Here is a 22237-nt window from a genome sequence, read left to right as displayed (position 1 = left end):
CATGCGTAAAGGTCTAAAGCAAGGGGGATTTCTTCAAAGCCTTTAAGGCTCGCATATCCACCGGAACGGGGGCGGCGGTTATCGCATCGTAAAATTCTTTTCCTAATTTAACCCGACTTCCCCAGCTTAATTGTTCTGGCGTTTTTGGATTCCACCACAGCATAGATTCACTGGCAACTGCCATATTTATGCGGGCTGTGCCTACTCTACCATCACGCTCTATATTACCTTCAAAGCTTATAAATGAGTTAAAAAGCCGCTCCATTTGCTCTTTCAGACGGACAGCATCGCCGCGCTTGCCTCTTCCAGTATAAGAACTAAGTCCTAATTCTTCCATAAAACCAGAAATGCTAGTTCCTAGCTCAAGCTCCGGGCTTCTAGTACGAATAGCCTCTGTTACTATCCAAAAAAGTATTAATCGCGGTATAGTTCCATAAGGATAACCATAGACCTCTTGTTTATTGCTATTCCAACCTGGACGGATAGTTAGTATTAAATTACCATTTCTTCTACTCCATGCAGGAATATCGCCAGGATTTTTATGTGGCAAAGTGCATTGTACAAGTTCTCGTGCCATATACGCCGATTCTTTGCTAGTAGCAGCATCGCCAAATATAGCAACTGAATTATCTATTAACTTACGCTTAGCAGGTGTTATAGTTTTCTGTGTTGCCACATTAAAACCCTCTTATATTTCTTATTAACTAGGCTTAATTTGATTGCCTAACATTTTCTAAGCTATAGGCGGCTTTTCATATTTGGAGAATAGCATATTTAGGGCTTCGGTCAATAAAGCCTGCTGGGTTGTATCTTGCTCAATAGCCAAAAAGGCTAATTGCTTTTTTGCAGCTTCGGGAATCTGGAACAATGCCGCCCGCTTTCCTATCCTGTCGGGTCGTCGTTCCGGTGTCGTAACGGCTTTTTCCGCTGGGACAGTTTCAAACATTTTGCCTAGTTGTTGGCGTTTTACTCTGCTCATATCATTACCTATTATGCAAATATATAGCCATATAGCCGTATAAATGGCTTTATAACTTCAAAACTCCACGAACGCAAGAGAAAAGCTCGTCTATTTCCTCGGCGGCTTTTCCTTTTGGTTCGTATTCGTGAACACTAAGCCCGTCTATTACGGCATGGCTATATGCTGCCCGATTTTGTAAAACCGAATCTAAAACATTTATACCTTGCTGGCGTAATGCTAAAGCTGCCTCTTCGGACAATTTGCCACGCGGAGCGGCATTAATTACGACTGCGGAAGGAGTTTTAGAAAGCCTAGCGATTTCTACCGTTGAGCCTATGGCTTTAAGGTCAAAGCGGGCTGGGCGGCAGGGTATCAAAATAAAATCGGCAAGCTGTGCGGCTATTGCTGCGGTGCTGTTAGAGTGGGGGGCGGTGTCAATTATAACTAGGTCTGCCCCTGCCTCTTTTGCCTGCTCTAGCAAGCTCGCAAGTTGTCCGGCGGTCGCTTTCACAGCGTCTAGCTTATATCCTTCCTCTCGGCTCTCGTTCCAATCATAAGCACTTGCTTGAGGGTCAAGGTCAATCAATGCGGTGTGAAGCCCTTGGCGGACTGCACACACTGCCATGTGAACCGCGATGGTTGTTTTACCGCTTCCGCCCTTCTGGGCAAGGATTGCCAGCTTTTTCATTGAGTCCTCTTGTATTAGCCGTATAGCCGACTAGATGGCTTGATACGATAAAACACCGCTTCTGTCAAGACTTGCAAAGTATCAAGCCACCTAGCCGACTAGGTGGCTATATATTAGCTTAATATTCATCGGGCAAAAGCAGGGTGGTTACGCTGCGGTCTGCCTCGGTGATAATCCAAAGGCAATTTTCCCCGTAGCCTTTGCACGGCTTGGCTGGGTCTATCGCGTAGGCGGATAAAATACGCCCGCCGTTTTTTAAGGCTCTTTCATTAGCTGCTTTGTCTGAACAATCTCCCCAATCGCCTTGAACATGGCGGGCAAGGCTACTTAGCATTAGGTCAAGACTACAGGTTGCAAGAACTCCTTGAGTAGCCACTATCTGCCCGAGTTCTTGGCGGCTTTTACTTGTTGTTCGGTTTCCGTTTTTCATTTTATTTACCCCTTCATTAAGTTACCCCCTGAAATCAGGGACGAAGGAATAAACGCCGAAGCTGCAAGCCCGCCAGTCACACCGCCAACACGGAAGAGAAGCGAATGGAGCGGGCAGGCGGTTTACAGGCGGGCGGCTTCGGCTATGTTCCGCCGCACCCTGATTCTCAAGGGGTAAGGCGAAGGGGGCAAAGGAAGAGGAAGGGAGACAGCTATAAATATAGCCATATAGACGGCTTGATGGCTATTTATATAAAATCAATTAGTTACTGAAATTTACGATAACAATTGACGATTTACGCATTTTCCGTAATATGAAGAAATTACACAAAAGAGGTGTGTCATGGTAGAAGTTTCAGCAACCGAGTTCGTCAAGAATTTTGGGCAATATAAAGAAAAGGCTCAACGCGAAATCATCGCGATTACGAGTCATGGGAGAACAAGCGGATATTTCCTATCTGAGCATGAATATCAGGAATATATGTTTCTTAAAGCCCAAGCACGCCATTGTTACCATGTAAGCGAATTGCCCGAAGAAACTATTGCGGCAATCGCAAAAGCAGAAATGAACCCCGCTCACAATCACCTAAATGAATTAATGGATTAAGAAATTTTAGAAGATTGTAATATATGGCATTACCAGAACCAAAGGGCGGACTTGAGAGTAGCGGGCATTCTCTGCCTTTGCTGCCTCTGCAACATCAGTAATTGCTTTTATGTCATCTTCGGTAAAGTCATCAAGACATAAAACAGACCTATAGTTATTCATAATTAGATATTTTTGTAATTTGCGAGCGGAAGTATTAGCTTATTTGGAGTAGAGCTAAAATAAGAAAAACCATGATGCAAATAAAAATTTCTGGCTTGATCGTCTTTAGCATCAACCACAAGGGCAAAAACTACAACCTCAGAACGCAAAGCCCTTTGTATAGAATCCCACAATAAAGCAGCCCCTAATTTTTGACCATGATAATTTTTATCTACTGCAAGCCGTCCAAGGCAAGCAACCGGTACTATGGGATAGCGTGGCAGTTTTTTTGCTAAGCCTTCCGGCATATCTTCTAAAGGTATTCCAGACGCTGAAAGCGTATAGTATCCGGCTATTCTTCCGGTGGCTTTTTCAATCGCAACATAACACCCTGATACCCTGCGTTTTACATCCTGGGACGCTTGATTAGCAAAATATCTATCCAGTGCTTCATTTCCACAAGAAAAGTCTTTCTTATAGTGGTGTGAAGCAAGTATTTCTATTATAAATTTTCCTGTCACTCTGAACCAAACAATACGGCATGAGCTTCTTTTGCTCTCTCCATAGCAGGAGTAGGAAGCGGTGGATTAAGTAATAATTCAACAAACCTATTTTGATCTTCAAGAGAAAGACGGATTATGTTGCTTTCCTCAATAGCTCTATAAGCCGCATCTTGTGCAGCAGAAACTACAAAATCGCTTACACTGCGCCCTTGCATCTCGGCGGCTCGCCTGACAAGGTTAAGCACATCAGGGGCTATACGAGCCTCTAGCCGTGCAGTACGGGGTATTTCATTAGCCATCATAACGACCTCATAACATTCTTCACCCTCAATATGTACGCCAAATTGCCGGACATTGCAAGAAAAAACGCTTTGCTATAAAAATAGCCATATAGCCGACTATGTGGCTATGTATTTTGTGCCATAAATCAAGATATTTGACACAAGCAACGAAGCCTGATAAATCAAGGGCTTGTTTGTGTCAAAAATCAGGGTCAAAAGTAGGCGATGAAAATAGGCTATGCGAGGGTGTCCACGGGGGAACAGAATCCCGATTTACAGCTTGATGCTTTGAAGGCGGCAGGGTGTGAACGGGTCTTTATAGACAAGGCAAGCGGGGCGGACTTCAAACGGGCGGAACTTGCCAAATGCTTAAAGGCTCTGGGCGAAGGGGACACGCTCACAGTATGGAAGCTGGATCGGCTAGGGCGGACTGTTCATAAACTTATAGAGTTGCTCGACGGGCTGAAAGGGCGGGGGGTTGCTTTCCAGTCGCTAACCGAATCAATAGACACGGCAACGCCTACGGGGCGGGCAATGTGGCAAATGGTGGGGATTCTGGCGGAACTGGAACGCTCGCTTATCTCAGAACGCACCAAGGCAGGAAGGGAAGCCGCGAAAGCTCGCGGGGTGAAGATGGGGCGTAAGGTCAAACTTAGCCCCGAACAAATTGTTCACGCCCACAAGCTCCTAGAGACTGGCGAACATATCAACGATGTTGCTAAGTCGCTGAGTGTTTCGAGACGGACGCTTTATAGGGTATTATCTAATTAAGTTTCCTTTTTTTCTTTTTTTCTGCCAAAAGTGGGGCTATTATTTGCTGATATAATTCAAATAAAAAAGCAACCCTATCACTATCACCAGAAAATTTTTTCTTTGAATAACTTGCGTCCACTGCCGCATCAAGCTTCTGGTGTGCTTTCACCAGATCAGGCGGCATTGCTAAGGGGTCGTAAAGATCAGCAAACGTGGAATTCGGATATTTAGCCCGTGCGTCTAACACCGCTTGTGCCGCATCTTCTATAGCTTGACGTTGTTTATCAGTTGCATTCTGTGCCCAAGGGAAATTGTTATAAACAATTCCAGCCGAATAGCGATAATCACTTTTTAAGCGACCACAAACAGAACGTACCCATGCCATGTGCATTTTTGAGGTTAAAACCCCAAAATGATATAAATCTGCACCATCAATCGTGAATAATTCGGTATTTGCAATGATATCTGAATTAAGAAATGCTATTGGTATATATGCTCTAAGCTCTGACGATGTTTTTGGAATTGCAAGATAACGCCCTTTAGGCTGACGTATTTCTCCAAAAAGTGCGGAACTTGCCGCTAATTCTTTAGTTGTAATACGTGAACTATCGAGTCTAGAACGCCGCACGTTTTCAACCCGTTCAAGAACCATAGGCATTGAACGCAATTCATCAGGTGAAATACCAATAAGCCACAGACAGAAGCCGCCATTTCCATTTATAAATTCCACACTACCAAGAATTGGCTTAACCCATTTTTCTAATTTCTTATATTTATTTATAAGTTCGTCTTTTTCTTCGGTTGATAGTAACAAAAATCCGCCATCATTAGGCATTGAGCCAAAAACTATATTTGGTGAATTTATTGATATAGGTTTACGACGTTTTGTTAAGACAAGATCATCAGCATCAATTAAGTAAGGATTTATATTCTTAGCTTTAATTTCATTAGGATCAGATTGCACAGTTTGATAATCAAAAATCCTTTTGTCTATTGCATCGTGTAAAGCAAACCCGATTATGACGCAATGTACAGCAGCTTTCCCGCGTGCTTCACTTGACCATTGAAAAGTACGGTGTGCAAAATGAATTTTTACCCCTCGTTTTAACATCTCTGCCCATAAAATTCCTACTTGCTCGCCTTGAGTAATGGAATTAGTAGAGACGTAAGCGGTTTTGATTTCTGAATTATCCATCATATAATCTGCTGCTTTAATATACCAAGCAGAGACAAAATCTAGCACGCCCGCACCTTTCACATTGCGAAAAACTCGCGACATATCTCCTTTTTGTGTTTTAGACTGTTCTTTTTTTCCACCAAAAGGCGGATTTCCAAAAATATAATCTAAGTCTTTTGGTGCTACTATATCATGCCAATCTAATTGCAATGAATTACCATGAATAATGGTTGCTGATTTTTTTAATGGAAGCCTTACAAAGTAACTTCCAAGCTCTTCGGAAACCATCATATTCATTTGATGGTCAATTAACCACATGGCAGTTTGGGCAATTTGGGCAGGAAATTCTTCTATTTCAATGCCGTAGAATTGATCCACATCACAAAGAATAGCAAAATCTTTAACTCCTAAAGTTTGCTGTTTTCCATGAATAGCCCGCAAAACATCAAGTTCTAATAGTCTTAGTTCGCGATAAGCTATAACTAGAAAGTTTCCACAACCACAAGCGGGATCAAGGAATTTTAGCTTTGCTAACTTACTATGAAATTCATCAAGTTTATTTCTATTTCCTTTTAGCTTCTCAAACTCTGCTCTTAATTCATCAAGAAAAAGTGGCTTTATAAGTTTAAGAATATTCTTCTCTGTCGTGTAATGTGCCCCAAGATTACGCCTTAACTTTTGATCCATTACAGACTGAAATAATGCACCAAAAATAGCCGGTGAAATCCTGCTCCAATCCAATGAACAGCAATCAAGCAAGATGCCTCGCATTTCAGAATCAAAAGCGGCTATCGGTAATTGCTCGGCAAATAAACTGCCGTTTATATATGGAAAAGCTGCTAGGTGTTCATCTAGCTTTTTAAGTCGTTTGTCCTGCGGTGTATTTAATACCTGAAAAAGATTTCCTAGCCACTGTGCCAAATCCTGCCCGTCTTCTGCGGTTTTTTGTTCTATTAGGTCTTGGAACTGGCGACGCTCGAATATACTTGTATCATCAGCGAAAAGGCAAAATAAAAGGCGAACTAGATAAACCTCTAAAACATGCCCATCATATCCAATAGATTTAAGCTTATCATGCAGCTTTCCCATACGTTCGGCTGCTTTTATATTAGACATGTTCCCAAGCTAACCTATTGTTTTTAATGATAATTTAAAATTCCAGAGGCCAGCACCAATATAAATGAAGGTATCTAATAAATGTGCCAGATGGTTTCTTGAGCGATGTACTAAACTATGCAGACATTTCATCCCGCCGATGGCATGCTCAACAGCCACGCGGGTTTTAGCAAGCTTCCGATTATGTTTCTTCTGTGTTGGTGTTAATTTCGGATCAGGATTCGCTTTGGACTTCTTTGGCTTTTTATGGGGGATTTGAATGGCCCGTGCGTGGGGATAATCATTTTTAATGCCTTGGAATCCGAGATCAACCTCGATAAGTTGCTTTTGAAACCATGGCAAGGCGGGCGGAAATTCCGTCTTAAACAGGGCATAGTCGTGGACGCTTCCCGGCACGGTGGAGCTAAGGAATAGGATTTTCTTGGCGGGGTTGGCAATCACTAGGTTATTAACGCCGTGATGTTTTTTTTTACCGCTGTAGCGTTGCTCTTGTTGGGATTTATCCTGGGGCCTGAGGGTCGCCCGCTCCGTGCCATCAATGATGATAGTAGGTTGTTTTTCAAGGAGTCTATCCAGCGCCTCAACCGTCTTGACCGAACGTTCGGGAAGTGTTTTCAGATGGGCTAGGCTCGCTTGAAGGATGGGCAGCAGTGTTTCTAAATGATCGAAAGCATGGCCTCCACTGAAACCAAAGAGATAGCCCAGTACGTCGTAACTGGGATAGTTTTTCAAGTAATAAAGGACAAAAAACAGCCGGTGTCCAAAGCTAGATAGATAGCCTGGGAAAGCGGGGCTAGGCGCGTCGAGCGAAGGGCCACCGTACTGGTCACGATAAGTTGATTCAAAAGACAGAAGTAAATGCTTGAACTGATCTTTGGTAAGTCCGGTCAAGGCTTTGCAAACACGATCATTGCCGATGTCGTCAAGGCTGCTAAAGATCATTGTGGAAGCACCATTAAAAAGGATTCGTGGGGAATTGCGATTGATCTTACTCTGCGGACCTTGCAGTAACAATTATGAACAGAATATTTATGATGCCTTGGGAACATCTCTATTAACTGGGTCTTGCTCCTTAAATGATGCGGTTTGATAGCCAGCTATAAACCCAAATAATTTTATATTTTTATATAATTCTTTAATTGTAAATTCGTGCTGGGTGTCTTCTTCAAGATCGTAAAGCCGAAATCTTGCAAAGTCTGATACTAATATATAGCGGGGAAGATCAATATCCTTTAGTCCCGGAAAATAATCTTTCGCTTGTTTATAAGCACGGTCTAAATTTTTACCTAGCGATTTATGCTCTACAAGTAAAATTCCTTTCCAAAGAAGATCAATATAGCCGTCTTTTCCATCTATCTTTTTTACTTTCCTTTCAAAGCTAGCTACACGTTTTCTTGAAACCCCAAATATATTAAAAAATGCGTCCCAAAATGACTTAGCCTCCGCATCTTCTGAGGATTCATTTTCCCATTCACGAGAAAAATTTAGAGCACGGTCTTTTATTTCATTCCAAGATAATGACATATTTGTTTTATATAAGCTGCTGCTTGTTTTGCAAGATATTAGCCTGTAAAAGCTCAGGCGGACACCAGAAGGAAGGGGCGGAGTTTTCAGGGCAGGCTATAGATTTAACCTTGTAAGGCACTCCAAGCCGTTTGGGGGCGTTTACTCGTCGTTCTAAGCATTTTAGCACTTCTTCCCGTGCGGCTTCTTGGTCTGCACACACTTTGGTTTTTCTGTGTCCTCTTGCTCCTATTCTTCCGTAGCTCACTTCTACAACCCAATCGCCTAATAAGTCTTTACCGGACGCAACAAAATAAGACCGCCAATGTTTCTTTTCAGGGTTGCAGGCTTCCAGCAATATAGAAAATTCAAACATTAGCCAATATCAGCATAGTATTTCGCATTAGCAAGTAATTATTCTAAGAAAGAGAAACCTACGGTTTACGCTCTAATCGGTTGGTTTTGAAATTCAACCTCAATTTTTCTTGTCGTTTTAGCTGGTTCATCGCTCCCTTATAGCGATTTCTTGATAGCTCCAAAAATCCCATCAAAGAATCTTTTGTAAGGGTTAGGTTCATAAGGCATTTGGGGAGGCTTGGGAACAGGTGGCGGAACGGGCTTAGGCGGGCTTGGATCAGGCGATTTGTCCACTACTTTCACAAGATGCTTGCCGTTGAACTGATAAATCTCATTTATGTTCAGAGAAGGGCAACAATAAGGATCGGTTTCTTTATGCCCTATAATTTCTAAATATATTTTGCCATCTTTAGCTTTTATAGCTTTAAGGTTTGCAGGTTGATTTTCCTCCGCAAAAATTGCTCCCCCATAATATTGCGGCTTTCCATCGTGATTAATAAATATTATTATATATGAGGTTACACCATTACCGCCTACAGGGTTCTCATTGATATTAACTACAGCATCTTTATAACCATCATTATTTATATCTCCTGAAAATATCATGTTTATTGAATAGTTTTGCTCACAAGCTGTCGCCTCTCCGTCTTTTAGCTTCACCTTGCATTCTTGGTCTGTCTCTGTTTTCCATTCTCCGCTAGTGCCATGCTCAAAAAGCACTGGCATGAACTCCGCATTTCTTATTGCCGATATATCTAAATTTTTGCTTCCGGCGTTTGCATTTTCGCCATTGGTAGCAAGCTCTGTTTTTCCTGGATTAGGCGGGTTAGGATTTGGTTCTTGCTTATTATCTACAGGTTTTTTATCCTGGCTTGGTAAAGCCACAACTAAACTGCGAAAATATTTCAGCCTTTGCAAAATAGATTCTTGAACACAAGGCTGTTTCTTTTTTATTTCTTCTTCTGGTGGTTTGCCTTTGCCGTATAAACCACAGCTAACCGTATATTGCTTTATCCATTCCCTTTCTTGCTCGCGGAATGCTTCCTTTTCCGCTTCTGGCTTGCTTGACAGCAATATATGATAAAGCCCTTCTAATTCGTCTTCCTCGTCTAAAATTTGCTGGCTAGAACAAATTACAAAATCGGTTTTTACAAACGCCTTACTGCACTCAAACGCTTGCGTCTCGCCACAAGCCAAGAGCGAAAAGAAAAGTAAAAAGCGGGTGTTCTTCATGGCTTCCCCTAATTATAGCCGTATAGCCGTCTAAATGGCTTTACCGTGGCGAATCAAGCCGCTAGGTCATCGGGCGGGGGCTTCCTCGCCTTGCGCCGTTGTATCTGCGCCTCAATGTCGGGAGCTATGCCGGTGGGAATTCCGGCGGTTTCCTCAAGGTTGCGGTGGGGTGGCGGGCTGGCAACAAGGGTCGGATCATTGCGAAGGAAAAACTCGGTATTCGCGCTTCTAATTTCCGACTCTACCAGATTATCCACCATATCCAGCAAGGCGTTAAATTGCTGCTCGCGTGTCCAGACTTCCACGGCGACTAAGCTAATAGTGCTAAAAATAAGCCAGTTAGCAAGCAAAGGGGAAAGGGTATAACCAACGATGCAGGCAATGATTATGCAAGCTATCGGGTCTATATAGAGTCGCACCAAGTCATCACGTATGGGCAGGAACTCAAACCATGACAAGCCCAAGCTGTAGCTATGCCACATCTTGCCCTTTTTCAAATCCCTGCGCCGTTGCCAGCGTTGCAGCGTACCAACGATAACCATGGCAACTGCCAGCGGGAAAAAATATTTAAGCGATTCTTCGGTACGTGCAAGCGCATTAGTAAATTTTCCAGCCATCGGTAAAATTTCCGAATAGCCAAACATAACCAAAGCGGTGATGCCGAGTTTGATAGAGGATAATTGCCGCAAGCCCATTTTCCTACGCATGAACACCATTATTGATAGTGCCGGATAGGATAGAAGCGTAACTACAAAATGAACTTTCTGATTGAGGGTTCTAAGGTTGGTCGGATCGCTGGTCATATCCGGTATTTGCTTTTCCGCCATCGCTATTTACCTTTGGTTGAAAGTAAGCAACTTAAACGGCATTCCGTCCTTGAAGATATGCCCGCCTTTGTAAACTACTGCCTCTACCTGAAAGCCGTATACATCACCGCCACGTTTTAGGGTGGTGAAGGTGGAAGGCTCAATAAAATAGCGTCTCTGCTCACTGCGGCTTATCCCGCCGCTGGTGGATTGACCAGTATCACCGAAACCGGCGTTATCGCTGGAACTTCCACTAACATTGGTACTAGTCACATATAGCCAGCGTTCGCCTAATAGCTTGGCTGCCCATTCGTTGGTTTCGCCGCTGTTCTGGCAAAAGAATTTTGCTTGCAGATTGCCAAGCAGGGAATCAACCGCATCGTTATTGCCTAATACCCTGCGGTAGCTCTCGCGGTTCTGGGTAAGGTAAACCGTGCAGCCACCAGCCGAACGCGCGACCGCTTGATATTCGGCGTCAAATTCAGTGATGAAGTTTTGCGCTTCGTCCGCCCATAGGAACACGGGGCGCAAATACCCGTTTTTCGGCTGGATTCTGCGTAATACCGCGACTTGAAAGCAGTATTTCCAAACCAGATTAGCCACCCTTCCAGCTAGGCGGAATTCCTGCACGGGTAAATCAATAATGATGATTTTGCCGTTAAAGGCATCTTCGGGTTTTATGTTGGTGTCGGTGGAAAACAGTTTTCTAAGCGGTCTGGTGATGAACGGTCTAACCAGCATGGAAAACGACAGGGTGATAATGCTACGGGTTTTCTCGGACAGGGCAGGGAATTCCTGTAGCCAGTAATTGCGGCATTCTTCGTAGTCGTCGCGGTTATCGGCTTGGTTCGGATCGTTAATAACCGCTTCTCCTTCACGAAGGATTGCCGCGCAAGTGCCCTGTTGCCATGCCTCGCTCTTGGCTTCTTCTAAGGTTCTGGGGGCGGTGTTGACGATGGAACGCAAGAGGGGAAGCGATACCGGCAAGCCCGCGAATAGGGGCAAGTCCACAAGGTTGATATTCATGTGGTGAAGGGCATCTTCAAAGAACTTGTTTTCCCCGCCATCTTCGCCCTTGCCTGCGCCTCCGGCTATCGCGCTCGCGATTTCGTCCAGGAGCGCAACAATGTTGATGGTCAACCCGCCACCTTCACCGGCGCGGCTCGCCTCCCAATCGAGAAAGTTAAACCGCCATTTGCCCGAAGCGTCCACGATGACAAGATCGTCGCTGCGCTCGGCTTCCCGTGCCCATTGCTCCCATTGTCTACGCTCTTCTTTCTTGGCGCACAGCACCAGTCCGCCGAAGTCGGCGGCAAGGTAGCCCATGGCTAGATGCTTCGCCGCGCCGCTGGTCTTGCCGCTGCCCGTAGCCCCGAACACACAGACGCCAGTGAGCGCATCAGCAATGCGGAATGCCTCGCCGTTCCGCCAGTCGCGGATTACGGTCAACGGGTGGAAGTCGGGGAGGTCAGACGGGTTCATAGTGCGGATATGCTACACCCTGCAAGGTTAGCTTGTAAGCGGATGTAACTAAAAAAACGCGCTGATTAATGTTGCTTACTTATAGTGCTGTGATTTTTCGATACGCTATGGTTTTCACTGAACCTAGAAAACCCAATAGATATTAGACTAATAATATATATAACAGCAAATATCACAACACCAATTAACGCAATACTTGCAGCTACAAAAAGAAGAAATACCACACCCTCAATAGATAGCCTAATAAACATTGGAATCATTACAAATACAAAATAAGGAATAAGCGTATATAAATAATTAAAAATCAACTTTGCCAGAAATGAAAAAAGTATAAAAAATCCTATCAATACAGCCGAAGCAATAATTATTTTATAATCATAATTATAAACAAAATTGTTTAGCGTATTTTCAATTATGTTTTTATAAACATAACCGCCATAGAAAAATAATATAAAATATGATATTAATGATAATTTATTTACTACCTTAACTTGATTGCCGTAAAAAAAATATTTAAACTCAGAATTAGACTTATATAATGTCCTATCAAAAAATGATAAACTAAATCCAATTTTTATTTTTTCAACCGCCCATTCCTTGAATTCATATATAAGCCTCTTTATACGAGAAGAGCGTGCTTTGATTTTTTTCTCTTCCTGCAACAATCTGTTGGTTTCGTTTTTACGCTTAATGGCGTCATCACGTTCGCTCATCTCTTTAGCGAGATTAAATACCTCCTGTGGTGTCCATAGTGATTCGTGAAGCTGATCAATTACCTCTACTATAATCTCTTCAGAGATTTCTTTCTTATTTGTTATGTCTGATAATTTTAATTCCTTTTCTTTTTGGCTTCGTTGGTCTCGATCATCGGCTTCAGCCGACATATTACGAAAGTCTTGTTGGGCGGGGCTTTCGGCTACGGGGCAACCGGCATCATCGTCAAGGTGGGCTGAACGATGATTGATGCCCTTTTCTTTTTCATCACTTTGTTGATTCTGTGATTTTTTACTATTTATTCTATTTATCATTCTTGACAAAGCAGCGTATCTAATAAATCCGAGCTTTACCTGTAAGAACAACGCTACAGAAGATGTAAATTTACTTAAACCGCCTTTATCTTTATTGCTAAATATACCATGCAGCCCTTTAAATCTAATTCCATACTTTAATACATCAAGAATAAAGGCAAGAAAATACTCTGAACTTATCCTATAGCCGTGCTCCTTCTTTTTTAAGAAAACCCAAAATTTTGTTTCAAAATCTTGATGTTTCTTTTCAAAAGAAAAGAACAATGAATCAGCCATCACCTTATATGGATAAAAATCAGTAGTTGCTATTTTAAGTTCTTTATATTTATCCTTTTTAAAGAAATACAATATAAATTCATCAACTCCTTGAATATTAACTTGTTGTTTTACTTTAACATAGTCTCTCACATCATCATCAAATGATCTAGATATATTCATTTCATCATTGAACTTATATGTCACACTATATCCACGATTAAGACTTATATAGTGGTCATAAAAATTATGACTTATCTTAATTGAAACGTGTTTCACATGTTGTTTTTCATCTTCCCAAAGATATACAGTTGCCATAACTACGCCTATTTTAGCTTTATGGTAAGTGATGCTAGATACGCTATGAATATACGAAAATATCTTCCCCGCTAGTTCAAGAGAACGATAGACTTAATAACATAACTTGAAAAGCTAGTGTAAGGGAAGAAGCAAAGACAATTGGAGGGTAACCAACACAAGCCGGGACAGAGACGGAGTCTGTCATGCCTCGGACAACCCGTCATCCAGCTATGCGTAAACGAAAGATGATATTCACCGTCTTAGGTTGATAGCCAAGTTGCATCTCGTAGCTAGGAAGACGGCGGAAAGAGAGATTTATCTAGTAAACGTGGTCGAGGATTCTCTGCTTGCTTTTTTCTGAGATTCTATTCGTTTTAAGAATTTATCAGTTCCTTGGTTTTGCATTGCGACTTCTGCCATTTTTACAGCCCCATGAAGTCCAGATATAATAATTGTTGATATGGTTGTGGTATCTTTAACATCAAATACATGTTTTAGACTAGGTGGTTTCAATCTTCCAGCTTCCTTAGAGTTATATATAAAACTAGCAATTAGCACTACGATTGTAAGCTCAGAAAATTTAGCAATGAATTTTTTAGCCCCTTCGATAAAAATATTATCACGAGGACAAAATTTTAAATCATTCAGATCATTCAGTCTCATCTCATCAACAAGACTATTAAGAGTTTTTTTCATTTGCATAACATAATAATAATAATTTTATTGTTATTGTTAAGTTAAAGTTTTATTACAGTTAATATAAATATAACTGGCGTTATGGAAACCCCACCGGCAGAATTCATGCCTTCCTCGCCACCTTATGTCAAATATCCAATTTTTTGGACAACTAAACTGCCCGTTGTCACACTATCTAGCCACGCTCGTCGCCGCCTTCCTTCGCGATGATTTCTATGCTCTCAATAAACGGCGCATCTGGGGCAGGTTCGGCGAAAGCTCGCGGGTCGTAGTCTTGGATAAAGGCGCATTTACCCTCTTGCACGGCAAGGGTGATGGGGTGCAAGTTGCGCCCTTTCACCTTCACCAGCATAAAGCTGTAAACTAACACAAGCTCAGTGCCGTGATAGCCATCAAAGATAACATTCAATAAATAGGCATAAGCCGGGGTGTGGAAAGCTCCCATAACCCGCCGGATTTCAAGGCGTTTTATCTTGTCTTTCGCGTCAAACGCTTGGTAGTCAGGCAAACCCGCTTTGCTTTCCGGTAGGGTGGCTTCGGGTTTCACGGTGGGACTCTTGCGGAACTTGGCTAAGGGATCATCAGCCATTTTATTATCTCCTGACTTGTTCGGGCTGCTAATAAAATCAGAAAATGGTTAATAAACCCCTAACGCTCTGGCTCAATATCGGGGGCGCGTTCTGGGGCTTCCGGTTCGGAATATTGCTTTTCCGCTTCCCGCTTGGCGATTTCGGGGGAAGAATGCGGTTTATCGTGTTCCGGTGCCGCGCCGTGCAACGCTCCAAAGGTGGAATCACGCACTAGGAATGCTTGGTAGGTGTTGCCAATATCGGCAAAGGCACTTTGCGCGGCTTTTTGTGCGCCTTCCCAAAACTTGTCCATGACCGTTTTATCGCTTTCTTTTTGCGCCATGCCGTTACCTGCTCCTGTCTGGGGGTTGCCGTTCTTCCTCCTTGAGCATTTCTAAAAGCTCCTGCCATAGCTCCCGCGCTTGCTCCTTGGCATGTTCCACCCAGGACAGGGCAAGCCCGCCGTGTTTTACCTCGCCTTGCCGGTTTAGCTGGGCGGAACTGGCAAGGGCGATTGAATCGGCAAAGGCACTCTGTGCCGCTTTGCTTTCCTCGGGCTGGATACCTTGCGGGGAAGCGGGGGGCGGGTCTTCCTGGGACGTTTCCCGCTCGCCGTTGATGCGGTCGCGCCAATAACTACCGCTCTCCGCTTCTTTCCCTACCGCCCCCTGGTGGCTGGCTTCCTCGCGCTCTATCTCGCCATCAAGGGCGGTGCGCTGTTCGGTGAGTTCGTTTATCCGCTGGTTGCGTTTGGCATTCTCGCGGTTGAGGTCGCCGCGTCGGCTCCGCTTCCCGCGCCGCTCCATGCCGGACGCTTCCACCCCTAGATGTTCGCTCGGGACTTGCTCTATACCGCGCTCCTTGAAAGAGCGGTGGTCTACCCGTTCGTCGAGTCCGGCGCGTTCTAGGCTGGCGTTTATCAGGTCACAAGCATACTCCCGAATATGGCGGACTTCCTGCCCGCCGGTCTTCTTGTCGTCAAGCTCGCGGGTTTTTGCTCCCAAGCCGTCCGCTTCCATGCGCCGCGTGGTCATCAGGATATGGGCGTGGTGGTTGCGCTCGTCGCCTTGCTCGGAAGGTTGATGCAGGGCGACCGCCACCGCCACCCCGTAGCGTTCTGCCAAGTGTTCGGCAAGCTGGCGGGCGATGGCTTCCCGTTCCGCTCCGTCCACGGCAGAGGGCAGGGCTAGCTCCACCTCGCGGGCGGTCTGGCTGTTGCTGCGCTTCTCGACGGTTTCGGCGGCGTTCCATAGCTTGCCCGCGTCATATACCCAGTCTGGCGCATCGGCGGGGGCGACGATGAAGGCGGCTTCTACCCCGATCCGGCGGCGGTAGTCGTGGGTCTGCTGGGTGCGGTCATCGCGTAGGCGTTCGCCGGATCGGTAGGCGGCGGCTGCCACTACCGAACGCCCAGCACTGCGGCTGATGGGCTTGACGCTGCAATGGAACCAACCGCCCGCTTGTGTCATATAACGGGGCGGCGGGCTGGGGGTCTTGGGGGAGGATTCCCACAAGCGCGGGGTAGGGGGGAGCGTTTCCCCATCGTGTCGCCAAGTGGCGCAGCTTGCGGGCGGTGCCTCGCTTGTGGGGGTGCAGGGGGAACGCCCTGCCGCACGCAAACTTTAGTTTGCATAAGTGCGCCCTTGTGGTCTTTGCCTCGCTTCACTAGCTGACCTTCCTTCGCTGGATTTGCCCTATCCGACGATAGCATGAAGCGGTGGGGTGTGATACAAGCTTTAGGGGAATAACCGAGGATAGGGGGCAACCATGGCGGGCGATAAACTGGACAAGCTGAGGGAGAAGCGGGACGCGCTCAACGCACGGATTCAGCAGGAGCTAAACCGCGAGAACGCCAGGAAGCGCAAGGCGGATACCCGCCGCAAGATTCTGGCGGGGCGGCGGTGCTGGACGATGCCGAGAAACACCCCAAGCACAAGGCGGAACTCTGGAAGCTGCTGGATAGCTTCCTAGCCCGCCCTGATGATCGGGCGTTGTTCGGGCTTGAGCCGCTGGCGGACGGGAAGGACGGAAGCGCGAAACCCGAAAAGGTGGCGCGAGGAATAGCGGAACAACCCGCCGAACCGCCCACCCCTGCGGCAACCGGCGGGGAAGAACCCACTGCCTAGGAATTAACCACACCCCGCGAAGCCAAGCGCGGCAAGGCTTGCGGGCGGTTCGGGGCGACGGGTGTCCACAGATTTTGGGGATAACTCGCCGACTGCTTTTTTGCCCTGCCGGAAGCATCGGGGAAGGACGGCAGGCAAAACATCGCCAGGAAGGCGGCAAATTTGCCCGTAGAAACGTGGAAGCGGTCGGGGGGCAGGAAATATTTACGCCGCTCTGCGGGTCATCAGAAGCGGTTTTTGATGGGGTGGGGTTCTGGACAGGAAAAACACCCCTTCCCACCTCCTACCAAACCCGCGAATCGGAATAGGGCGAAGAGGCGGGCAACAACAGCCCTGTAAACGCCCATGGAATGCCCACAGAGACACGAAAGCGGTCTATGACTAGGGTAAGGTAGGGGAAGCAGCAACAGGGGCTTAAATCGCCTTAGAAACGGGATTTTGCCAAAAACACAGATTCCTGAATGCCTTTTGCTGTTCTCTCCCCGTTCTCTGTCCTATCGGCTCTTGCTGGGTGGCTACTTGCTTCCGGGTGCTGTCGGTGGGGTCTTGTCCCCCTGGCTGTTGTCCAGCTTGCCCCTCTCGCTTTCGCTCCACTGCTGGCTACGGAGTGTCTCCCTTCCCAGTTCCACCCCCTAGTTACCTTGCGGTCTTTCAAGCTCCCACTGCACTTGGGACAAAGCTCTGTTTTTCCCTTCGGGCTTGGGGAAGCGGTTTGTTTGGCTTGTGCAGAACTTCGCGGCTGCAAGGCGGGGGTGTGGGGGCGGCAAGCCCCCACATGAATTGGCTGTGAGCGAAGCGAACTCATTTTAATCCTATCCATCACTACCCGACACGCAAGTGCCTGTTTGGCAAGGGCAAGTTGCCCACAGATGCCCGCCGACAACTACAGTGATTCTTAAATACAAATACAGGATTACAGATATAAAAGGTGGGGGGTGACCGTTTCACCCATAGAGGGGGTGACCGTTTCACCCATAGAGGGGGTGACCGTTTCACCCATAATAACTTGCTTAACCCACAGGCTTATCCACATCAAAAAGAAATGATTCTTATTCGCCGACAGCCGCGCGCGCATTAGCTATATTAAATAAATCAAATACGCCCGTGCGCGGGCGAGTACACCAGAGGCAATAGGCAGGTCAAGATGGGAAGTCGGAAAAGATGGGGCTAGCCTTTGCCGACAGCCCACCCGGCAGCGAAGCCCATAAAGGCACGGTCATAGCTCTTTGCCCGCTTGGACGGCTCTAGCTTCGCTTGCCAAGTGTCAAAGTCGGCTTGGCAGGCGTAGGGGTCAAGGCGGGGATAGAAGCGGCGGAATTTTTCAATCGTGGTAGTTTTGAGAGGGATTGGAAACGGATGCGGGGGGTGGGGTTCTTCCACTTCCACGCGGGTTGCTGTTCCCTCAATCGTGACGGTTCGCGGTTGCAAGGCGGTTAGGCTTTCCGGCAAAACCTCAATCCCGCCTAATGTTTTACCAAGCTTCAAACCCGGATAGACAAGTTTAATCTTAGTAAGTGCAGCTTTTACTTTCCTTCTAAAATCGGCAATATTTGTATAATCTCCACCCATTTGGCTATGTAGTTTTTCCCAAGAGGTAAACCGAGATTCACCGTTCTTATGCGCCCTGAAAGATTCATAAGTAAGCCATGCGTAAAGGTCTAAAGCAAGGGGGGATTTCTTCAAAGCCTTTAAGGCTCGCATATCCACCGGAACGGGGGCGGCGGTTATCGCATCGTAAAATTCTTTTCCTAATTTAACCCGACTTCCCCAGCTTAATTGTTCTGGCGTTTTTGGATTCCACCACAGCATAGATTCACTGGCAACTGCCATATTTATGCGGGCTGTGCCTACTCTACCATCACGCTCTATATTACCTTCAAAGCTTATAAATGAGTTAAAAAGCCGCTCCATTTGCTCTTTCAGACGGACAGCATCGCCGCGCTTGCCTCTTCCAGTATAAGAACTAAGTCCTAATTCTTCCATAAAACCAGAAATGCTAGTTCCTAGCTCAAGCTCCGGGCTTCTAGTACGAATAGCCTCTGTTACTATCCAAAAAAGTATTAATCGCGGTATAGTTCCATAAGGATAACCATAGACCTCTTGTTTATTGCTATTCCAACCTGGACGGATAGTTAGTATTAAATTACCATTTCTTCTACTCCATGCAGGAATATCGCCAGGATTTTTATGTGGCAAAGTGCATTGTACAAGTTCTCGTGCCATATACGCCGATTCTTTGCTAGTAGCAGCATCGCCAAATATAGCAACTGAATTATCTATTAACTTACGCTTAGCAGGTGTTATAGTTTTCTGTGTTGCCACATTAAAACCCTCTTATATTTCTTATTAACTAGGCTTAATTTGATTGCCTAACATTTTCTAAGCTATAGGCGGCTTTTCATATTTGGAGAATAGCATATTTAGGGCTTCGGTCAATAAAGCCTGCTGGGTTGTATCTTGCTCAATAGCCAAAAAGGCTAATTGCTTTTTTGCAGCTTCGGGAATCTGGAACAATGCCGCCCGCTTTCCTATCCTGTCGGGTCGTCGTTCCGGTGTCGTAACGGCTTTTTCCGCTGGGACAGTTTCAAACATTTTGCCTAGTTGTTGGCGTTTTACTCTGCTCATATCATTACCTATTATGCAAATATATAGCCATATAGCCGTATAAATGGCTTTATAACTTCAAAACTCCACGAACGCAAGAGAAAAGCTCGTCTATTTCCTCGGCGGCTTTTCCTTTTGGTTCGTATTCGTGAACACTAAGCCCGTCTATTACGGCATGGCTATATGCTGCCCGATTTTGTAAAACCGAATCTAAAACATTTATACCTTGCTGGCGTAATGCTAAAGCTGCCTCTTCGGACAATTTGCACACGCGGAGCGGCATTAATTACGACTGCGGAAGGAGTTTTAGAAAGCCTAGCGATTTCTACCGTTGAGCCTATGGCTTAAGGTCAAAGCGGGCTGGGCGGCAGGGTATCAAAATAAAATCGGCAAGCTGTGCGGCTATTGCTGCGGTGCTGTTAGAGTGGGGGGCGGTGTCAATTATAACTAGGTCTGCCCCTGCCTCTTTTGCCTGCTCTAGCAAGCTCGCAAGTTGTCCGGCGGTCGCTTTCACAGCGTCTAGCTTATATCCTTCCTCTCGGCTCTCGTTCCAATCATAAGCACTTGCTTGAGGGTCAAGGTCAATCAATGCGGTGTGAAGCCCCTTGGCGGACTGCACACACTGCCATGTGAACCGCGATGGTTGTTTTACCGCTTCCGCCCTTCTGGGCAAGGATTGCAGCTTTTCATTGAGTCCTCTTGTATTAGCCGTATAGCCGACTAGATGGCTTGATACGATAAAACACCGCTTCTGTCAAGACTTGCAAAGTATCAAGCCACCTAGCCGACTAGGTGGCTATATATTAGCTTAATATTCATCGGGCAAAAGCAGGGTGTTACGCTGCGGTCTGCCTCGGTGATAATCCAAAGGCAATTTTCCCCGTAGCCTTTGCACGGCTTGGCTGGGTCTATCGCGTAGGCGGATAAAATACGCCCGCCGTTTTTTAAGGCTCTTTCATTAGCTGCTTTGTCTGAACAATCTCCCCAATCGCCTTGAACATGGCGGGCAAGGCTACTTAGCATTAGGTCAAGACTACAGGTTGCAAGAACTCCTTGAGTAGCCACTATCTGCCCGAGTTCTTGGCGGCTTTTACTTGTTGTTCGGTTTCCGTTTTTCATTTTATTTACCCCTTCATTAAGTTACCCCCTGAAATCAGGGACGAAGGAATAAACGCCGAAGCTGCAAGCCCGCCAGTCACACCGCCAACACGGAAGAGAAGCGAATGGAGCGGGCAGGCGGTTTACAGGCGGGCGGCTTCGGCTATGTTCCGCCGCACCCTGATTCTCAAGGGGTAAGGCGAAGGGGGCAAAGGAAGAGGAAGGGAGACAGCTATAAATATAGCCATATAGACGGCTTGATGGCTATTTATATAAAATCAATTAGTTACTGAAATTTACGATAACAATTGACGATTTACGCATTTTCCGTAATATGAAGAAATTACACAAAAGAGGTGTGTCATGGTAGAAGTTTCAGCAACCGAGTTCGTCAAGAATTTTGGGCAATATAAAGAAAAAGGCTCAACGCGAAATCATCGCGATTACGAGTCATGGGAGAACAAGCGGATATTTCCTATCTGAGCATGAATATCAGGAATATATGTTTCTTAAAGCCCAAGCACGCCATTGTTACCATGTAAGCGAATTGCCCGAAGAAACTATTGCGGCAATCGCAAAAGCAGAAATGAACCCCGCTCACAATCACCTAAATGAATTAATGGATTAAGAAATTTTAGAAGATTGTAATATATGGCATTACCAGAACCAAAGGGCGGACTTGAGAGTAGCGGGCATTCTCTGCCTTTGCTGCCTCTGCAACATCAGTAATTGCTTTTATGTCATCTTCGGTAAAGTCATCAAGACATAAAACAGACCTATAGTTATTCATAATTAGATATTTTTGTAATTTGCGAGCGGAAGTATTAGCTTATTTGGAGTAGAGCTAAAATAAGAAAAACCATGATGCAAATAAAAATTTCTGGCTTGATCGTCTTTAGCATCAACCACAAGGGCAAAAACTACAACCTCAGAACGCAAAGCCCTTTGTATAGAATCCCACAATAAAGCAGCCCCTAATTTTTGACCATGATAATTTTTATCTACTGCAAGCCGTCCAAGGCAAGCAACCGGTACTATGGGATAGCGTGGCAGTTTTTTTGCTAAGCCTTCCGGCATATCTTCTAAAGGTATTCCAGACGCTGAAAGCGTATAGTATCCGGCTATTCTTCCGGTGGCTTTTTCAATCGCAACATAACACCCTGATACCCTGCGTTTTACATCCTGGGACGCTTGATTAGCAAAATATCTATCCAGTGCTTCATTTCCACAAGAAAAGTCTTTCTTATAGTGGTGTGAAGCAAGTATTTCTATTATAAATTTTCCTGTCACTCTGAACCAAACAACGGCATGAGCTTCTTTTGCTCTCTCCATAGCAGGAGTAGGAAGCGGTGGATTAAGTAATAATTCAACAAACCTATTTTGATCTTCAAGAGAAAGACGGATTATGTTGCTTTCCTCAATAGCTCTATAAGCCGCATCTTGTGCAGCAGAAACTACAAAATCGCTTACACTGCGCCCTTGCATCTCGGCGGCTCGCCTGACAAGGTTAAGCACATCAGGGGC

At 45.4% G+C, this 22237-nt stretch carries 25 protein-coding genes; 3 read left to right on the top strand and 22 right to left on the bottom strand.

Features of this window, described 5'->3' with window-relative positions; all coding sequences use genetic code 11:
- Positions 1–13: 13 nt before the first annotated feature.
- The 4 genes from B9N93_RS24170 to B9N93_RS24160 form a co-directional block, all read right to left on the bottom strand.
- Positions 14–676 carry a replication protein RepA gene (locus B9N93_RS24170; RefSeq protein WP_125469219.1) on the bottom strand — a complete coding sequence of 221 codons (663 nt, stop codon included), beginning with the start codon at positions 674–676 and terminating at the stop codon, positions 14–16.
- Between the two features lie 57 nt (positions 677–733).
- Positions 734–979: a ribbon-helix-helix domain-containing protein gene (locus tag B9N93_RS25145; RefSeq protein ID WP_125469213.1), complete on the bottom strand. Its 246-nt coding sequence runs from the start codon at positions 977–979 to the stop codon at positions 734–736.
- Between the two features lie 49 nt (positions 980–1028).
- A complete protein-coding gene (parA, locus tag B9N93_RS24165) occupies positions 1029–1649 on the bottom strand; it encodes a ParA family partition ATPase (RefSeq protein WP_085216909.1) in 621 nt (206 codons plus the stop codon).
- A 118-nt stretch (positions 1650–1767) separates the two neighbouring features.
- Positions 1768–2079: a hypothetical protein gene (locus tag B9N93_RS24160; protein ID WP_085216908.1), complete on the bottom strand. Its 312-nt coding sequence runs from the start codon at positions 2077–2079 to the stop codon at positions 1768–1770.
- A 342-nt stretch (positions 2080–2421) separates the two neighbouring features.
- Between B9N93_RS24160 and B9N93_RS24155 the strand changes: the two genes are divergently transcribed.
- Positions 2422–2685 carry a type II toxin-antitoxin system Phd/YefM family antitoxin gene (locus B9N93_RS24155; RefSeq protein ID WP_085216907.1) on the top strand — a complete coding sequence of 88 codons (264 nt, stop codon included), beginning with the start codon at positions 2422–2424 and terminating at the stop codon, positions 2683–2685.
- 164 nt (positions 2686–2849) lie between these two features.
- Here B9N93_RS24155 and B9N93_RS24150 read toward each other — a convergent pair whose 3' ends face one another.
- On the bottom strand, positions 2850–3347 hold the full coding sequence (locus B9N93_RS24150; RefSeq protein WP_085216906.1) for a GNAT family N-acetyltransferase: 498 nt from the start codon (positions 3345–3347) through the stop codon (positions 2850–2852).
- The gene (locus B9N93_RS24145) at positions 3344–3631 is read right to left on the bottom strand and encodes a type II toxin-antitoxin system TacA family antitoxin (protein ID WP_254899543.1); all 288 of its coding nucleotides are present in this window, start codon (positions 3629–3631) and stop codon (positions 3344–3346) included. The genes B9N93_RS24150 and B9N93_RS24145 overlap by 4 nt, the downstream gene beginning before the upstream one ends.
- 204 nt (positions 3632–3835) lie before the next feature.
- On the opposite strand from B9N93_RS24145, the gene B9N93_RS24140 reads away from it, so the two are divergent.
- Positions 3836–4381 carry a recombinase family protein gene (locus tag B9N93_RS24140; protein WP_085216905.1) on the top strand — a complete coding sequence of 182 codons (546 nt, stop codon included), beginning with the start codon at positions 3836–3838 and terminating at the stop codon, positions 4379–4381.
- Here B9N93_RS24140 and B9N93_RS25140 read toward each other — a convergent pair.
- The 12 genes from B9N93_RS25140 to mobQ all read right to left on the bottom strand — a co-directional run bounded on the left by B9N93_RS25140 (position 4374) and on the right by mobQ (position 16354).
- Positions 4374–6656: a class I SAM-dependent DNA methyltransferase gene (locus tag B9N93_RS25140; RefSeq protein ID WP_125469218.1), complete on the bottom strand. Its 2283-nt coding sequence runs from the start codon at positions 6654–6656 to the stop codon at positions 4374–4376. The two genes, B9N93_RS24140 and B9N93_RS25140, sit on opposite strands and share 8 nt — an antisense overlap.
- 9 nt (positions 6657–6665) lie before the next feature.
- Positions 6666–7598 carry a transposase family protein gene (locus B9N93_RS24130; protein ID WP_085212632.1) on the bottom strand — a complete coding sequence of 311 codons (933 nt, stop codon included), beginning with the start codon at positions 7596–7598 and terminating at the stop codon, positions 6666–6668.
- 87 nt (positions 7599–7685) lie between these two features.
- On the bottom strand, positions 7686–8180 hold the full coding sequence (locus B9N93_RS25135) for a type IIL restriction-modification enzyme MmeI (RefSeq protein ID WP_125469217.1): 495 nt from the start codon (positions 8178–8180) through the stop codon (positions 7686–7688).
- Between the two features lie 7 nt (positions 8181–8187).
- A complete protein-coding gene (locus B9N93_RS24125; protein ID WP_085216904.1) occupies positions 8188–8535 on the bottom strand; it encodes a WGR domain-containing protein in 348 nt (115 codons plus the stop codon).
- 137 nt (positions 8536–8672) lie between these two features.
- Positions 8673–9749 (bottom strand): lysozyme inhibitor LprI family protein, encoded by a 1077-nt coding sequence (locus B9N93_RS25130; RefSeq protein ID WP_125469216.1) that lies wholly within the window; start codon positions 9747–9749, stop codon positions 8673–8675.
- Positions 9750–9802: 53 nt separating this feature from the next.
- Complete coding sequence (locus tag B9N93_RS24120) at positions 9803–10576, bottom strand: hypothetical protein (RefSeq protein WP_085216903.1); 774 nt, start codon at positions 10574–10576, stop codon at positions 9803–9805.
- A gap of 6 nt (positions 10577–10582) precedes the next feature.
- Positions 10583–12037 carry a type IV secretory system conjugative DNA transfer family protein gene (locus B9N93_RS24115; protein ID WP_085216902.1) on the bottom strand — a complete coding sequence of 485 codons (1455 nt, stop codon included), beginning with the start codon at positions 12035–12037 and terminating at the stop codon, positions 10583–10585.
- Between the two features lie 65 nt (positions 12038–12102).
- Positions 12103–13638 (bottom strand): hypothetical protein, encoded by a 1536-nt coding sequence (locus B9N93_RS25125; protein ID WP_125469215.1) that lies wholly within the window; start codon positions 13636–13638, stop codon positions 12103–12105.
- Between the two features lie 297 nt (positions 13639–13935).
- Positions 13936–14316 carry a hypothetical protein gene (locus tag B9N93_RS25120; protein ID WP_125469214.1) on the bottom strand — a complete coding sequence of 127 codons (381 nt, stop codon included), beginning with the start codon at positions 14314–14316 and terminating at the stop codon, positions 13936–13938.
- A gap of 175 nt (positions 14317–14491) precedes the next feature.
- Complete coding sequence (locus B9N93_RS24110) at positions 14492–14905, bottom strand: hypothetical protein (protein WP_085216901.1); 414 nt, start codon at positions 14903–14905, stop codon at positions 14492–14494.
- A 59-nt stretch (positions 14906–14964) separates the two neighbouring features.
- Complete coding sequence (locus B9N93_RS24105) at positions 14965–15228, bottom strand: hypothetical protein (protein ID WP_085216900.1); 264 nt, start codon at positions 15226–15228, stop codon at positions 14965–14967.
- A gap of 4 nt (positions 15229–15232) precedes the next feature.
- Positions 15233–16354 carry a MobQ family relaxase gene (gene mobQ / locus B9N93_RS24100; RefSeq protein WP_085216899.1) on the bottom strand — a complete coding sequence of 374 codons (1122 nt, stop codon included), beginning with the start codon at positions 16352–16354 and terminating at the stop codon, positions 15233–15235.
- Positions 16355–16786: 432 nt separating this feature from the next.
- Between mobQ and B9N93_RS24095 the strand changes: the two genes are divergently transcribed.
- Positions 16787–17011, top strand: a complete 225-nt coding sequence (locus B9N93_RS24095; protein WP_085216898.1) for a hypothetical protein — start codon at positions 16787–16789, stop codon at positions 17009–17011.
- Between the two features lie 1167 nt (positions 17012–18178).
- Here the strand turns inward: B9N93_RS24095 and B9N93_RS24090 are convergent.
- From B9N93_RS24090 to B9N93_RS24070, 4 genes are all read right to left on the bottom strand, one after another.
- Positions 18179–19333, bottom strand: a complete 1155-nt coding sequence (locus B9N93_RS24090; RefSeq protein WP_217807406.1) for a replication protein RepA — start codon at positions 19331–19333, stop codon at positions 18179–18181.
- A gap of 57 nt (positions 19334–19390) precedes the next feature.
- The gene (locus tag B9N93_RS25115) at positions 19391–19636 is read right to left on the bottom strand and encodes a ribbon-helix-helix domain-containing protein (protein WP_125469213.1); all 246 of its coding nucleotides are present in this window, start codon (positions 19634–19636) and stop codon (positions 19391–19393) included.
- 560 nt (positions 19637–20196) lie between these two features.
- Positions 20197–20292 (bottom strand): nucleotide-binding protein, encoded by a 96-nt coding sequence (locus B9N93_RS26665; RefSeq protein ID WP_085216915.1) that lies wholly within the window; start codon positions 20290–20292, stop codon positions 20197–20199.
- A 1213-nt stretch (positions 20293–21505) separates the two neighbouring features.
- On the bottom strand, positions 21506–22237 hold a 732-nt coding region (locus B9N93_RS24070), incomplete at its 5' end, for a GNAT family N-acetyltransferase (protein WP_085216895.1).

It is taken from the genome of Methylomagnum ishizawai (assembly GCF_900155475.1).
Lineage (GTDB): Bacteria > Pseudomonadota > Gammaproteobacteria > Methylococcales > Methylococcaceae > Methylomagnum > Methylomagnum ishizawai_A.
Note: the sequence above shows the minus strand (reverse complement) of the source record. Positions and strands in the feature narration are given on the sequence as shown.